This is a genomic window from Formosa undariae (genome assembly GCF_042427615.1).
In the GTDB taxonomy this organism is placed as follows: Bacteria; Bacteroidota; Bacteroidia; order Flavobacteriales; family Flavobacteriaceae; genus Formosa; species Formosa undariae.
This window is the reverse complement of record NZ_JBHMEZ010000001.1, coordinates 121,468-138,805: the sequence shown is the minus strand read 5'-3', so window position 1 is coordinate 138,805 and position 17,338 is coordinate 121,468. Positions and strand designations below refer to the sequence as shown.

Genomic DNA, 17,338 nt, shown 5'->3' with positions numbered 1-17,338 from the left:
TTTTTATTAAAAGTCAATATTTACACCTAATACATATGTTCTTGGTCTTGGGTAGAAATTGTTATCAATTCCGCCATAAACTTCAGGGTCTAAACCGTCGTAATCTGTTGCGATTAAAACGTTTTGTACAGATCCGTAGAAACGGAATGTTGTGTTCTTAAAGGCCTGATCTAAAGTATAACCTAATGTGATGTTGTCGATTTTAAAGAATGATGCGTCTTTAACATAATGATCACTTAACAATCCGTTATCGGTGAATTTCTGAAAACCAGTTTCGTAGTAATCTGTATGTAGATTTGTTAATATTCCGTTTTCTGCAGCTCTATTTAAAGTTCCAGCACGAGAAGCGACATTGTCGTAAATGTAATTACCAATATTTGCTCTGGTAACCACAGCTAAATCCCATTTTTTGTAACTTAAATTTGTGCTTAATCCCATTATAACATCCGCATAAGGATCGTGATTAATGTACTTATCTTCTTCATTAATAACATTGTCATTATTTCTATCGACATAAGCACCCTCAATTGGTCTTCCATTACTATCGTAAACTTGTTCGAATACTAAGAAACTAAATGGTGCCTCACCTTTAATATGTGTTTGTACCGTGTTTCCTGTACCACCACTAATTCCTCCAACAAATTGTTGATCGGGTAGGTTTGTGATTTCATTGTCGTTTAACGCAATGTTATAGTTTAAGCTCCACTCGAAATCTTCTGTTCTAACAGGAATAAGATTTAAGTTGAATTCAATACCTTTATTTTCCATGTCACCAATATTCGCTTCAATTTGGTTTCCGAAGTTTGTAAAAGGATCGATAAATGAATTACTAATTAAATCTTTAGTTTTCTTAGAATACACGTTTACAGATCCAGATATTCTTCGATCTAAGAATGCGTAGTCTATACCAATGTTAAGCGTTTGCCCAACTTCCCAACGTAAATTTTCGTTTATTGGTGAAGGTCTGTAGGTTTGGTAGTATCCGTTTCCAAATTGGTATCCAGCTGTTGCTTGACTTCCATCGTAACGTGTTAAGAATTGATAATCGTTTAAACCATTTACGTTACCAACTTCACCGTAACCTACTCTTAATTTTAATTCGTTTAAAGCTGAATTTTCTAAGAACGATTCTTTATGAATGTTCCATGCCGCAGCTACAGAAGGAAAATATCCCCAACGATCGTCTGGATTTAATTTAGAAGATGCATCTGCTCTTAAACTTGCAGTAAGAAGGTATTTTTCATTATAGCTGTAGTTTACACGTCCAAAATAAGAAAGTAATACACTTTTAGAGCTATCTAAAAATTCGAATTCTAATCCGTCTTCTTCTTTTTCGCTATCGAAACTGGTGTTATTAAATTCGAAAGATTGATAAGAATACCCTGCTACAGCTGTGAAATTGTGAACCTCTTCAAATTCTTTTTGGTAAGTAAGGTAAGCATCAAATAATTTGTTTGTTGCTTCTTGAGTAAAACTGGTTTTAGAACCGTTCCAAGTTTCATCTGCTGTAGGAATTAAGTCTGAAGTTAATTTTCTACCATGACTATTTTGCTTGTCTATACCAATGTTTACAGTTGCGGTTAGATCTTCAAAAAAGTGTAAGTTATAATCTACTTTAGCATTTGCTACTAAACGACGTACTTCAGAAGTGTCGTCTACCAAGTCAATTAAAGCCACTGGATTTGTTGGTGCTAAACTAGGTCTGTTTCCTGTATTAGGATCTATCCAAGAATAATATCCGCCATATTTAGAGTTTGCATCGTAAATGGGTTTTGTAGGATCGAAATCGATTGCAGAACCGATCGCATCTCTATTTGCGAATGTGTTTTCGGTATACATTCCACGAGCATTTAAATCTAATTTTAAGTGATCGTCTAATAAGCTAGGCTTAATATTTAACGATCCTGTAGTTCTAGATAAGTTGTCGTTTTTTAGAATACCATCTTGATCTGTATACCCAATAGATGCTCTAACAGGAACACCAAAAGCATTTCCTAATGCACTAAAAGAATGGTCCGACCCATAGGCGTTAGTGTAAATTTGGTCTTGCCAATTGGTATTCGCATTTCCTAATAAAGCAATGTTTTCTGCCGATCCAGTTTCGTTTATTAAGGCGCTGAATTGATCTGCAGACATAACATCGACTTGGTTAAAAGGCGTTGAAATTGTTGTAGAACTGTTCAGGCTAAATTTAAATCCGGTGTCTTTACCTTTTTTAGTTGTAATTAAAATAACACCGTTAGCAGCACGAGATCCGTAGATTGCTGTTGCAGAGGCATCTTTTAAAACAACCATACTTTCGATGTCGTTAGGATTAATAAAGTTTAAAGGGTTTCTAGAACCACCAACACTTCCTTTATCGATAGGGAATCCATCAATAACATAAAGTGGTGTTCTTTCTAAAGATAAAGATCCTTGTCCTCTAATAATAATGTTTTGCCCTTCTCCAGGAGCACCTCCGCCAGAAGTTACAGATACACCTGCTACTTTACCGCTAATTAATTGTTGTGGCGATAAAACAGGTCCCTCGTTAAAGTCGTCTGCATTTACCATATCTACAGCACCCGTTAAATCTTCCTTTTTAACGGTACCATAACCAATAACAACCACTTCGTCTAGTTCTGAAGCATTCTCCATTAGTTTAATGTTAAGTATGCCTTGACCAGTATAGGTTATATCTTTTGACATATATCCTAAGTAGGAAAATTCTAAAATGTCACCATTACGAACTGAAAGTGTGTAATTTCCATCGAAATCTGTAGCTGTTCCAGTCGTTGTTCCTTTAACAATAATATTTACACCTGGTATGGGTAAATTCGATGCTTCTTCGGAAACTTTTCCTGTAACGGTTTGTTGCGCCAGTAACATAGCTGGAGCAAAAAACAGTGCCAGTAATAAACTGTTTAAAATTGTTTTCATACAATGTGAATTAATTTAAATCTTATTAGGTTTGTTTGTTTGTATTCTTACTTCTCGAGATTAAAATTATGTAAATTTTATGTTAAAGCAGTTTTTCCTTTTACGAAATTCTTAACGTAAACGTTTTCGTGTTAGTAACTTTTTGTGTTTTTGCAAAAAATTCATCGAAACGGTGTTAAATATTGAAAAATGACAAGGTTGTAGTATATTTGTAGATAAATGTATAAGTAATGAAAAAGAAAGTCACCTTAAAACAAATAGCGAAAGAATTAGATGTGTCTATTGCTACAGTTTCTAAAGCATTGCGAAACAGTAAAGAAATTAGTGAAGATACAAGAGAGAAGGTTAAAGCCTTTGCGAAATTGTATAATTACAGACCTAACAATATTGCGTTAAGTTTAAAGAATAGAAAGACAAAAACGATAGGGATTATAATTCCTGAAATTGTACACCATTTTTTCTCTAAAGTCATTCAAGGCATAGAAGAAGTAGCGAATAAGAAGGGGTATAATGTAATTATTGGACTCTCTAATGAGTCTTTCGATAAGGAGGTGATTAATATGGAAATGCTAGCCAATGGCAGTATCGATGGTTTTATTTTATCGATGTCTAAACAAACCTTATTAAAGCAAGATTATCATCACTTTAATGAAACGATTAGTCAGGGGATGCCTATTGTCATGTTCGATCGTGTCGTTAATGAAATAAATTGTGATAAGGTTGTTGTAGATGATTTAAATGGGGCTAAAAAAGCAGTAGTTAAACTGATAGAAAATCAATGTAAAAACATCGCTATTATTACCACCAAAGACTACATTAGTGTGGGGCGTTTACGCACGCAGGGCTATATTGAAGCGCTTAACGAACATAATATAGAAACCCGGTCTGAGCTAATTTTAAAGGTGGATGATAAGTTGGTTTCCGAAGATTATATTGAATTTTTAGAAGAAGAACTTATGACTCTATTTTTAGAAAATCCTAAAATAGATGGTGTTTTCGCTGTCAACGAATTGTATGCCATAACAGTGATGAAAGTCGCACGAAAACTAGGTAAAAAAATCCCAGAAGATCTTCAAGTTATTGGTTTTACAGATGGTGTTTTGTCTCGTCACTCTACGCCAACACTTACAACTGTTTGTCAGCATGGAAAGAAAATTGGAGCCGTAGCAGCCGAATTGTTAATAGAGAAATTAGAGAATGAGTCTGAATACGAGTATTTTAAATCGGTTGTGATAGAAACCGAATTAAAAGAAAGAGAATCCACTAAATAAAATTTAACATAGGCTAATTTAAAATCTTTTGTATATTAGCGCCACAATCAAAACTTGTATTTTTACTTCTCACAATAAGTTTTGATAAGTTTTTCGCTTGTCAATGGTATTCATTAAAATATACTATGATGAAAAAGCGTGCCCTCAATTTTTGGGAAATTTGGAACATGAGTTTCGGTTTTCTAGGAATACAATTCGGATTTGCATTACAAGGAGGCTTTATGTCTCGAATATTTCAAACGCTAGGTGCCGACAAGGAAGCGATTCCAATGTTATGGATAGCCGCGCCTTTAACTGGTTTGTTAATTCAACCCATTATAGGTTATTTAAGCGATCGTACTTGGAGCCCGCGTTGGGGAAGACGAAAGCCTTATTTTCTTATCGGAGCTGTATTAAGCTCTATTGCATTATTAATTGTACCACATTCTCCTGTACTATGGGTAGCTGCAGGTTTTTTATGGATTTTAGATGCATCTATTAATGTCTCTATGGAACCTTTTCGCGCGTTAGTCGCCGATAAATTGCCCGATTCTCAGAGGTCTTATGGTTTTGTAGTCCAAACTTTAATTATTGGTATTGGTACTTGGGTAGCAAGTAATTTGCCTTGGATGGTATCTCAGCTCGGTGTTAGTGATGCCGCGCCTATGGGAGTTGTACCCATGTCGGTAAAAGTCGCTTTTGCTATTGGTGCTGTGGTTTTTTTAGCAAGTATTTTGTATACCGTGTTTACTACTTCAGAGTATCCGCCAGAAGACATGGAGGCTTTCGAAAAAGAGAAGGCCAAGAAAAACTCATTTATTTCAGATATTAATAATAATATAGGGAATATGCCAACCACGATGAAAAAACTAGGATTGATTCAGTTCTTTAGTTGGTTCGCGTTTTTTACCATGTGGAGTTTGGCTAATCCAGCATTAACAGAACATATTTATCATACGCCTGCACCAATAGAATCTGCTTACAATTTAACAATTCCTGCTCAGGCCGAAGCTTTTGATGTTGCTAATACAGCGTTTCAAAAATCTTCAAATTTAGTAGGGTCTTCTATGGGAGTATACGGACTATCGTCTATGGTTTTTGCCTTAGTGTTGGCCTTTTATACATCTAAAAAACGTATTAATCGTAAATATGTACATATGGGTTCGCTGTTTATAGGCGGATTAGGATTTTTATCCATGTACTTTATACCTGCGCCAGAATTTTTAAAATACTCATTTATACTCGTCGGAATTGCTTGGGGTAGTATCTTATCTATGCCATATGCCATGCTATCAAGTGCGGTAGATCCAACAAAAATGGGTGTAATTATGGGAATCTTTAATATGTTTATAGTTATACCACAAATTATTGCCGCAATAGGTGGGATTAATTTTGTATCCAGTTTAATAGGAGAAGAAACTATAAACGCCATGTTAGTAGCAGGTTTAAGTCTAATTATTGCAGGATTTTGTAACTTGTTAATCACAGATAAAAATGCGATATCGTATCAACCAGAATTAGAAAACGTATGAAAAGAAAAGGATTTATATTCGATTTAGACGGTGTTATTGTAGACACTGCAAAATATCATTTTTTGGCTTGGAAAAATCTAGCCAATAGTTTGGGATTCGATTTTACCGAAATTCAAAACGAACAACTTAAAGGCGTAAGCAGAGTAGAATCGCTTAAAAAAATACTGACTTGGGGAGAAACTACAGTTTCCGAAGAGAAGTTTCAAGACTTAATGACTTTAAAAAACACTGAATATTTAGAGTTTATAAATAAAATGGACGATTCTGAAATTCTTCCAGATGTACCTCGGGTTCTAGATTATTTAAAAGACAACAAACAAGGTGTGTCTTTAGGTTCTGCAAGTAAAAACGCAAGAGTTATATTAGAGAAAGTGAACATCCTAGATAAGTTTGAAGCTATTGTAGATGGGAACGATGTCTCTAAAGCAAAGCCAGACCCAGAAGTGTTTTTAAATGCTGCAGATGCTATAAATGTAAAACCAGAAGATTGTATTGTCTTTGAAGATTCTGTTGCAGGAGTACAAGCGGCAAATGCGGCACATATGATTTCTATTGGTATTGGTAGTGAAGACGTGTTACATGAAGCCGATTATATTTTTAACGACTTCACTGAGATTTCAACAGAATTTATAAATAAATTAATTAACAACTAGAATACCCTAAAGCGTAACATAAACTGAATGATTCTTCTTCAGTATATAAATCGCGGTATTTTATTATCTTAAATAAAAAATGAATCAAGATTATATTAAACCAGACAATTGGTCGATTATTGAAGAAGGATTTGATGTAGAACGCGTTAAATCGTCAGAAAGTTTATTTAGTATCGGTAATGGTGCCATGGGGCAACGTGCTAATTTTGAAGAGTACTATTCTGGACCAACATTTCAAGGAAGTTATATCGCAGGCGTGTATTATCCCGATAAAACACGTGTAGGTTGGTGGAAAAATGGGTATCCAGAATATTTTGCTAAAGTATTAAATGCTCCAAGTTGGATTGGTATTAATGTATTCGTAAACGGAAATCCTTTAGATTTATTTAGATGTAAACACGTTTCAGATTTTAAACGTGAATTAAATATGAAAGAAGGTTGGCTGTCGCGTTCTTTTGAAGCGACCTTACCAAACGACATGCAAATACGTGTAGAAACAAAACGTTTTTTAAGTATCGATTTAGATGAGGTTGGTGCCATTTCTTATAATGTAACACCAATAAATGGTGATGCAGAAATTACCTTCGAGCCCTATTTAGATTCTGCAATTACCAATGAAGATACCAATTGGGACGATAAATTTTGGGAAACAACAGGAGTAACTCAAGATGGTGCCATGGCATTTATTGAAGCGCATACTATGAAAACGGAGTTTAAAACGTGTACGTTTATGACTTCTGAATATTTCTTAGACGGACAAAAACTAGATGCCAAAGAGGAAACATCGCATACCGATAGACGAATTACGTTTAAATTTACAACGTCAGTAAAACAAAATCAAACATTCTCTATTCATAAATATGGTGGTTATACTGTAGATCGTAATCACGAGGCTTCGCAATTAGTCGCGGCAGCAAAAGCAACGTTAAGTAAAGCGGTAAGCTTAGGATTTCAACATTTGTTAGTGCAACAAGAATTAGCTTGGGCTAAAATTTGGGACATGGCAGATATTACCATTTCTGGAGATGTTAAGGCGCAGCAAGGGATTCGATTTAATATCATGCAATTAAATCACACGTACTTAGGTAAAGATGCGCGTTTAAATATAGGTCCAAAAGGGTTTACAGGCGAGAAATACGGAGGAAGCACATATTGGGATACCGAAGCGTATTGTATTCCGTTTTATATGGCGACCAAAGATCAGAAAGTGGCGCGTAATTTATTAGAATACCGGTATCATCATTTAGATCGTGCTATAGAAAATGCAGGTAAATTAGGGTTTACAAACGGTGCGGCTTTATACCCAATGGTAACCATGAATGGCGAAGAATGCCATAATGAGTGGGAAATTACATTCGAAGAAATTCATAGAAACGGGGCCATTGCATTTGCCATTTTCAACTATTACAGATACACAAACGATTATAGCTACATTCCTGAAAAAGGATTAGAAGTATTAATCGGAATTGCGCGTTTTTGGCAACAACGTGCTACGCTTTCTACAGCTCATAATAAATATGTTATTCTTGGAGTTACTGGGCCAAATGAATACGAAAACAACGTAAATAATAATTTCTACACCAATTATATTGCAAAGTGGTGTATTGATTATGCTATAGAAAACATCAAGAAAGTCGCTAAAGAGTTTGAAGACGATTTTAGTAGAATTCAAGATAAAGTAAACCTGTCTCCAGAAGAATTAGAAAAATGGAAGGCTGTAGCAGGAAATATGTATCTACCATTTTCGGAAAAAGATAATGTATACTTACAACAAGACGGTTTCTTAGATAAAGAATTAATTACAGTAGCAGATTTAGATAAGGCATCACGCCCAATTAATCAAAAATGGTCTTGGGATCGTATTTTACGTTCACCTTATATTAAGCAAGCCGATACGTTACAAGGATTCTACTTTTTCGAAGATCATTTTACTACGGAAGAATTAGAGCGTCATTTCGATTTTTACGAACCATTTACGGTTCACGAAAGTTCATTATCTCCTTGTGTACATAGTATTCAAGCTGCAAAATTAAATCGTATGGATCAGGCTTACGAGTTCTATTTACGTACATCGCGTTTAGATCTAGACGACTACAATAAAGAAGTTGAAGAAGGTCTGCATATTACGTCTATGGCAGGAACTTGGATGAGTATTGTTGAAGGTTTTGGAGGTATGCGAATTAAAGATAATATGCTGTCTTTCGAACCTAAAATTCCACAACAATGGGAAGGATATTCGTTTAAAGTGAATTTTAGAAATCAAGTCGTAAAAGTAAAAGTGACTCAAAAAGGAGCTGAATTTAAACTTGAAAAAGGTAGCGAATTAGAAATACTCGCTAATAATAAAAAAGTAGTACTTCAGTTAGAAGATTAAAAAATTAAGGATAGTGCGTTTTGATAGTTTGGCTTCCAATTTTTGTAGTAGAGGTTTTTAATAATTGTCTCATTCAGAATTAAATAATGGTCAGAATGCACTTGTCTTTAATAGATTAACGCTTGCTGTTTTGTAATTGAAAAATTAAATTGAAATACAGATTAATGAAAAATATTATGCCCTATTTAATTGTTTTGTTCGCGTCTATTAATATGACTCATGCACAAGAGTTAAAATCGCCTAGTGGTGACTTAACTATGCATTTTGAACTTCAAGAAAACGGAACTCCAACGTATAAATTATCTTATAAAAATAAGGAGGTTATAAAGACGAGTCGTTTGGGATTAGAATTAAAAGATGATGAAAAATCTTTATTAAATGATTTTAAAATTACGAATACGGAAACAGCTACTTTTAATGAGTCATGGACTCCGGTTTGGGGCGAAGTGAAAACCATTCAAAATCATTATAATGAATTGGCTGTAACCTTAACCCAAGAAGACACAGAACGCATGGTTATTATTCGTTTCCGTTTGTTTGATGAAGGGCTAGGGTTTCGTTACGAATTTCCCGAACAGAAAAACTTAGTGTATTTTACAATAAAAGAAGAGCGTACTCAATTTGCCATGGCAGGCGATCATACTGCGTTTTGGATTCCAGGAGATTACGATACTCAGGAATACGATTATACAGAATCTAAACTATCTGAAATTCGTGGATATTCTGAAGGTGCTGTAACTGCAAATTTATCTCAAACATCATTTTCTCCAACAGGTGTGCAAACGGCATTAATTATGAAAACCGACGATGGTTTATACATAAATTTACACGAAGCGGCTTTAATAAATTACTCCTGTATGCATCTTAATTTAGACGATAAAAATATGGTGTTCGAGTCTTGGTTAACACCAGATTCTAATGGCGATAAAGGCTATATTCAGGCACCAACAACATCGCCTTGGAGAACTGTTATGGTGAGTGATGATGCACGTGATATTCTGGCTTCAAAATTAACATACAACTTAAATGAGCCTTGTGCGATTGAAGATACATCGTGGATTAAACCTGTAAAATACGTAGGTGTTTGGTGGGAAATGATTACCGGCAAAGGATCTTGGAATTATACAGACGATTTACCATCGGTTCAATTAGGGGTTACAGATTATTCTAAAGTGTCTCCAAATAAAACACACTCTGCAAATAATGAAAATGTAAAAAAATATATTGATTTTGCTGCCGAACATGGTTTCGATGCTGTTTTAGTAGAAGGCTGGAATGAAGGTTGGGAAGATTGGTTCGGACATTCTAAAGATTATGTTTTCGACTTTGTAACACCATATCCTGATTTTGATGTGGAAGGTATTCATGCTTACGCGAAATCTAAAGGTGTAGAGATGATGATGCATCACGAGACCTCAGCTTCTGTCCGTAATTACGAGCGCCACATGGATGAAGCGTATCAGTTTATGAATGCAAACGGATACAAATCAGTAAAAAGTGGTTATGTAGGCGATATTTTGCCTCGCGGAGAAAATCATTATAATCAATGGATTGTAAATCATTATCAGTATGCCATCGAAAAAGCAGCTGAATACAAAATTATGGTCAATGCACACGAAGCTGTAAGACCAACAGGTGTTGCTAGAACATATCCTAATTTAATAGGAAACGAATCTGCACGAGGAACCGAATACCAAGCTTTTGGAGGTTCTAAGCCAAATCACGTTACCGTTTTGCCATTTACACGATTAATTGGAGGTCCTATGGATTATACACCTGGGATTTTCGAAATGGATATTAGTAAATTTAGTCCCAACAACAACTCGCATGTAAATAGTACAATTGCAAATCAGTTGGCATTGTATGTTACCATGTACAGCCCGTTGCAAATGGCAGCAGATTTCCCTGAACATTACGAGCAATTTATGGATGCCTTTCAGTTTATAAAAGATGTCGCTATAGATTGGGGCGACAGTATTTATTTAGAAGCAGAACCAGGACAATATATTACTGTCGCTAGAAAAGAAAAAGGCAGTAGTAGTTGGTTTGTAGGGAATGTAAACGGATACACTAAGAGAACATCTAAAATCACCTTAGATTTCTTAGATAAAGATAAAAAGTACGAAGCCATAATGTATGCCGATGCTAAGGATGCCGATTATAAAACCAATCCTCAGGCTTATAAGGTCACAAAACAAAAGGTGAATTACAAAACCAAATTATCTCAAGTATCTGTTCCTGGAGGTGGTTATGCTATTAGTATCATGGAAGTGAAATAATTAAAATTTTTATTTCGGAATACTGTTTTTTATACTAAAAAAGTGTGTAGTTATGCGTAAATTATCTAAAGAATTAGTAAACAATAAACAAACTATTTTTTCTATGGTATTACTGTTTTTTAGTCTGAATTTAAGTGCGCAGATTACACATGTAGAGCCACCGAATTGGTGGGTAGGTTTCGAAAGTTCAGAATTACAATTGCTAGTTAAAGGTCCTGAAATAGGAAGTGCCATTCCCGAAATTAATTATCCGGGAGTTTCCATTTCTGAAGTGCACCAGGCTCATAGTTCGAATTATTTATTTGTCGATTTAATTATTGACGCTTCAACAGTGGCAGGAACATTCGATATAGTCTTTCGGAGAACAGATGGGACCTCGTTTGAATGTGCATACGAATTAAAAACACGCCTTAAAAAGGCCGAAGATTATATTGGTTTTAATAGTTCCGATGCGATGTATTTAATTACGCCAGATCGGTTTTCTAATGGAAATATTAAAAATGATATCGATACCGATTTAAGAGAGCAAAGAGTAGATCGAAGCGATAATTATGCGAGACACGGAGGTGATATTCGCGGTATAATAAATCATTTAGATTATATAGAGAATTTAGGATTTACAGCAATTTGGCCAACGCCAATGTTGACAAACGATATGAATTCTTCATCTTATCATGGGTATGCCATGACCGATTTTTATGAAGTCGATCCGCGTTTTGGAACACTTCAAGATTATAAAGAATTGGCTCAAAAAATGGAATCTCGAGGTTTAAAGCTTATCATGGATATGGTAGCGAATCATTGCGGAAGCGAACATTGGTGGATGAAAGATTTACCTTTTAACGACTGGGTGAATCAGCAAGAAACGTTTAAGACGGAAGGGACACTTCGTAATTCGAATCACCGACGGACTACAAATCAAGATGCATATGCTTCAGCAGTCGATAAAAAAGACATGACCGAAGGCTGGTTTGTACCGTCTATGCCCGATTTAAATCAGAGAAATCCATTTATGGCAAAGTATATTATTCAGAATAATATATGGTGGATAGAAACTTTGGGGCTTGCAGGTATTCGCCAAGATACCTATCCGTATTCCGATAAAAAATTTATGAGTACTTGGGCGGCTGCGATAATGTCAGAATACCCGAATTTTAATATCGTAGGTGAAGAATGGAGTACAAACCCGTTATTGGTTAGATATTGGCAAGCTGGTACTCCTAATAAGGAAGGTTACGAGTCGCACTTAAAATCGACTATGGATTTTCCGATGCAACAAAATATAATAAGTGCATTAAATGAAAATGAAGATTGGGCCACCGGTTTTGTGAAAATGTACGAAGGTTTGGCTATGGATTTTGCCTATACGACTCCTGAAGATATTTTAATCTTTACGGATAATCACGATATGGATCGTGTGTTTACTCAGCTTCATGAAAATATTGCTAATACTAAAATGGCGTTGAGCTACATTTTCCTAATGCCGCGGATTGTTCAAATGTATTATGGTACAGAAATTTTAATGCAAAACACTGCGCAACCCGACGACCATGGTTTAATTCGCTCTGATTTCCCTGGCGGTTGGCAAGATGATACTGTTAATGCATTTATAGGTTCAGGATTGTCCGACGACCAAGCGAAGATGCAAGATTTTGTGTCTAAAGTTTTAAATTATAGAAAAAAGAGCAAAGCCATTCATGATGGTAAAACCGTTCATTTTGCTCCAGAAGATGGTGTTTACATTTTATGTAGAATTCAAGACACTGAAACGGTTGTCTTAATTTTAAACAAAAATGAAGACGTTAAAGATTTAGATCTAGCGCACTATAAAGAATTGAATTTAGAAGGCAAAACACTTAAAAACGTAGTCACAGGAACAACCTTAGAATGGGGCGAACGTTTAAAGCTTACTGAAAAAGGTCCGCTTTTATTAACGACAAAGCATTAATTGTCACCCGCTTTTATATTGCGTTTAAATTGTGTTTTAGGCGTTAGTTTGAATACGCTATAGGGTGCTTTACTTAAAACGATTCCGTTTACCTTTTCAATGTTAAAATAAAATGAAAAACATCTTATATTTTTTTATTGCGCTCTGTATTTCACAGGTTAGTTTTGCTCAAAATTCCAATAGGACTTACGTGTCTTCAGAAACCACTACAGACGGTTACAAGGTCGTAGTTAACGATGGTTTTTATTTGATAAAACTTTATAACACGGAGATAGTCGAAACCACTTTTGTTCCTGATGGAGAACGTGTGATTCCAGAATCTCATGCTGTAGTTTTAAAAGACTGGATAGCGTTTTCTAGCATCTCGGATACTCCAGAAGCTGTGATTTTAAAATCAAAAGAACTGTCGGTGGTTATTAAAAAATCCCCATTTCAAGTGCAATATACGTATAAAGGATACCCTTTAATTTCAGAAAAAGAAGGCTATTCGAAAACGGATGAAGGCGATGCGATTCAGTTTAATTTAGATGACACCGAAGTATTGTATGGCGGTGGCGCAAGAGCATTAGGGATGAATCGTCGCGGACACCGTTTGCAATTATATAATCGTGCACATTATGGTTACGAAACGCATAGCGAGTTAATGAATTTTACCTTGCCAATAGTCATGTCTTCTAAACAATACATGATTCATTTCGACAATGCGCCTATCGGGTATCTAGATTTAGATAGTAAACACGATAATAGTCTGACTTATGAGACTATTTCTGGACGAAAAACCTATCAGGTTATAGCTTCAGATTCTTGGGTGGATATTATAGATAATTATACCGAATTAACAGGAAAACAACCCATGCCACCACGTTGGGCTTTAGGGAATTTTTCTAGTCGTTTTGGATATCATTCCGAAGCAGAAACCCGTGCGACCATTTCTAAATTTAAAGATGAAGAAATTCCTGTAGATGCCGTGATCTTAGATTTATATTGGTTTGGGAAAGAGGTAAAAGGCACAATGGGTAACCTAGCATTCGATACAGATTCGTTTCCAATGCCTAAAAAAATGATTGAAGATTTCGATAAAGAAGGCGTAAATACCATTTTAATTACTGAGCCTTTTGTATTAACAACTTCTAGCCGATGGCAGGAAGCTGTCGAGCAAGATGCCTTAGCGAAAGACTCATTAGGACATCCGTTTACTTACGATTTCTTTTTTGGTAATACAGGTCTTGTCGATATCTATAGTAAGTCTGGTTTCGATTGGTTTTCTAACGTTTATAAAGATTTGTTTCAGATGGGCGTATCTGGAATTTGGGGCGATTTAGGCGAACCCGAAGTACATCCAAAAGAATTACTACATGCCACAGGGACGGCAGACGAGGTTCATAATATTTATGGTCACGATTGGGCGCGATTGGTTTATGAAAGTAGTTTAAAAGTACATTCAAAAGTGCGACCTTTTGTGTTAATGCGTGCTGGATATTCTGGTTCGCAACGTTACGGATTAATTCCGTGGTCGGGAGATGTGAATCGCACTTGGGGCGGATTACAAAGTCAGCCAGAAATTGCTTTACAAATGGGAATGCAAGGTTTAGGATATATGCATAGTGATTTGGGCGGTTTTGCTGGCGATAATCTTGACGACGAGTTGTATGTGCGTTGGTTGCAATACGGTGTTTTTCAGCCTATATACAGACCTCACGCACAGGAAGGAGTGGCTAGCGAACCTGTTTTTAGAAACGAACATGCAAAGAATTTGGCGCGAAAAGCCATAAGATTACGCTATGCTTTATTGCCGTATAATTATAATCTTGCGTTTCAGAATCATAAAAATGGAACACCGTTAATGCGTCCATTGTTTTTTGAAAATCCGAAAGATGTCACATTTCAAAATTTGGCAAACACCTATTATTGGGGAGATTCCTTTCTGGTATCGCCTATTTTAGAAGCAGGCGTAAAAACGCATGAGGTGATGTTCCCGAAAAATAATCTGTGGTTCGATTTTTATACAGATGAAAAAATTGAAGGCGGACAAACCAAAACAGTTTCGGTAGTCGAAAATAGCATTCCAACCTATGTTAAAGGAGGTGCTTTTATTCCGATGGCAAAACGTATGCAAAATACCAAGTCGTATACAGGACATAATTTATTGCTTCATTACTATCACGATGCTTCAATTACAAGCAGTTCTTCTACGTTATATAATGATGAGGGTATAACGGTTAACGCTTTTGAAAAAGGAGAATATGAACTGCTTAATTTTTCTTATTCACAGAATAAAAAAGGAATGCAATTTGTGTTTAAAGATGAAATAGGTTCAGCATATAAAGTGTATTCAAAGACAATTCAGCTTATAATTCATAATATGGAGACAGATCCAGAACGTATCAAAATTGGTAAAAAGGAGATGGCGTTTACATACGATAAATACAAGCATATTTTAGAAGTTCCACTGGTATGGGACGTAGACTCTGAGTTAGAAATTAAAATAATTTTATAATGTTTAAACAAGGTATAGTGTCAATTGCAATGATTTTCTTAGTTTTAATCAGCTGTGATTCTAAAAAGAAAAATATTTTGAAAGAAAGTAATAAGGCAGAAACTGCAACCACACCAAAAAAGGAAGTCGTTTATCAAGTATTTACACGTTTATTCGGGAATACAAATGAAACCAATAAACCGTGGGGAACTATCGAAGAAAACGGAGTTGGGAAGTTTAACGACTTTACCGATAAGGCCTTATCTGAAATTAAAGATTTAGGTGTTACTCATATTTGGTATACCGGTGTGCCGCATCACGATGTGATTACAGATTATACTGCATATGGTATTTCTAACGACGATCCCGATGTTGTAAAAGGGCGTGCAGGTTCTCCGTATGCGGTTAAAGATTATTATAACGTGAATCCGGATTTAGCCGAAAATCCAGCAGAGCGTTTACAAGAATTTGAAGCTTTAATTGAACGTTCTCATCAGGCAGGGTTAAAAGTTATTATTGATATTGTTCCTAATCACGTAGCTAGAAATTATAAGAGTATTTCAAAACCAGAGGGTGTAACCGATTTTGGTGAAACCGACGATAAAACGGTTGTTTATAGTGTAAATAATAATTTCTATTACAATCCAGGCGAACCTTTTGTGGTGCCAGAACGCCGTAATGGATATGTGCCTTTAGGAGGTTCTAAACATGCGTTGTTAGATGGTAAGTTTGATGAAAATCCATCGAAATGGACCGGAAATGGCTCACGTTTATCACAACCAGATCCTAACGATTGGTACGAAACAGTAAAGATAAATTACGGTGTAACTCCAGAAGGTCATCATGATTTTGATAGCTTGCCAGACGGATTTGACACCAAAGATTATAAAGCACATTTCGATTTTTGGCAAGATAAAACCGTGCCAGATTCTTGGGTAAAATTTAAAGATATTGCATTGTATTGGACCGCAAAAGGTGTGGATGGATTCCGTTACGATATGGCCGAAATGGTGCCAGTAGAATTTTGGAGTTATATGAATTCTGCTATAAAAATGGAAAACCCAAAGGCGTTCTTATTAGCCGAAGTGTATAATCCGAGTTTATATAGAGATTACATTCGTAAAGGAAAAATGGACTATTTATACGATAAAGTTCAGTTGTACGATACGCTAAAACACGTGATGCAAGGTTGGGGGAAAACCGACGATATTGTGCCTATACAGAGTGATTTAAGCGATATCGAACACCACATGTTGCATTTCTTAGAAAACCACGACGAACAACGTATTGCAAGTCCAGAGTTTGCAGGGAATGCCTTTAAAGCCAAACCAGCCATAGTGGTTTCTGCAACCATAAGCACATCGCCTACATTAATTTATTTCGGACAAGAATTTGGAGAACCTGGAGCAGAAGATTTAGGATTTGGAGATCCTTCTAGAACGTCAATTTTTGATTATGGAAGCGTGCCAACCTTAAGACGTTGGGTAAATGATAAGCAATTCGATGGCGGACAATCTACTTCAGAAGAATTAGAATTATACGATTTTTACAAACGGTTGTTAAACTTCACGATTTCTAGTGAGGCACTAATGGGAAACTATCAGGACCTTCATGATTATAATACACATAACACTGGCGATTATGGGTTGAAACAGTTCTCTTATGTAAGATGGAGTGAAAACGAGAAGCTTATAATTGTTAATAATTTCGATGCTGATTACGGTACAGAGTTCTATTTAAAATTACCAAAAGAACTTGTAGATGCATGGCAATTAAAACCAGGTGAGCATATGTTAGAAGATCAATTGTATAAGTCGTATCAAACACTTTTACAAGTTTCAGAAAACGGTGCCGAAGCCAAGATTGCAGTAAATCCTTTACAATCTTTCATCTTTAAATTGCAATAG

General features: G+C 35.7%; 9 protein-coding genes. 8 read left to right on the top strand and 1 reads right to left on the bottom strand.

Translation table 11 applies throughout. The features are described from left to right. Positions 1-6 precede the first annotated feature (6 nt). Positions 7-2,919 (bottom strand): SusC/RagA family TonB-linked outer membrane protein, encoded by a 2,913-nt coding sequence (locus ACFFVB_RS00605; RefSeq protein WP_382380106.1) that lies wholly within the window; start codon positions 2,917-2,919, stop codon positions 7-9. A 230-nt stretch (positions 2,920-3,149) separates the two neighbouring features. Here ACFFVB_RS00605 and ACFFVB_RS00600 point away from each other — a divergent pair, with 230 nt between their 5' ends. From ACFFVB_RS00600 to ACFFVB_RS00565, 8 genes are all read left to right on the top strand, one after another. Next, complete coding sequence (locus ACFFVB_RS00600; RefSeq protein ID WP_382380104.1) at positions 3,150-4,190, top strand: LacI family DNA-binding transcriptional regulator; 1,041 nt, start codon at positions 3,150-3,152, stop codon at positions 4,188-4,190. Positions 4,191-4,318: 128 nt separating this feature from the next. Continuing rightward, positions 4,319-5,701 (top strand): MFS transporter, encoded by a 1,383-nt coding sequence (locus ACFFVB_RS00595; protein ID WP_382380102.1) that lies wholly within the window; start codon positions 4,319-4,321, stop codon positions 5,699-5,701. Next, entirely contained in the window at positions 5,698-6,354 is a 657-nt protein-coding gene (gene pgmB / locus ACFFVB_RS00590) for a beta-phosphoglucomutase (RefSeq protein WP_382380100.1), read from the top strand. The genes ACFFVB_RS00595 and pgmB overlap by 4 nt, the downstream gene beginning before the upstream one ends. 79 nt (positions 6,355-6,433) lie before the next feature. Then, positions 6,434-8,728, top strand: a complete 2,295-nt coding sequence (gene mdxK / locus ACFFVB_RS00585) for a maltose phosphorylase MdxK (protein ID WP_382380098.1) — start codon at positions 6,434-6,436, stop codon at positions 8,726-8,728. A gap of 164 nt (positions 8,729-8,892) precedes the next feature. Next, entirely contained in the window at positions 8,893-11,007 is a 2,115-nt protein-coding gene (locus ACFFVB_RS00580; RefSeq protein WP_382380096.1) for a glycoside hydrolase family 97 protein, read from the top strand. Positions 11,008-11,059: 52 nt separating this feature from the next. Beyond that, the gene (locus ACFFVB_RS00575) at positions 11,060-12,955 is read left to right on the top strand and encodes a glycoside hydrolase family 13 protein (protein WP_382380094.1); all 1,896 of its coding nucleotides are present in this window, start codon (positions 11,060-11,062) and stop codon (positions 12,953-12,955) included. Between the two features lie 112 nt (positions 12,956-13,067). Further along, positions 13,068-15,452, top strand: coding sequence for a glycoside hydrolase family 31 protein (locus ACFFVB_RS00570; protein ID WP_382380092.1), 2,385 nt, complete (start codon positions 13,068-13,070; stop codon positions 15,450-15,452). Then, complete coding sequence (locus ACFFVB_RS00565; RefSeq protein ID WP_382380090.1) at positions 15,452-17,338, top strand: alpha-amylase family protein; 1,887 nt, start codon at positions 15,452-15,454, stop codon at positions 17,336-17,338. The genes ACFFVB_RS00570 and ACFFVB_RS00565 overlap by 1 nt, the downstream gene beginning before the upstream one ends.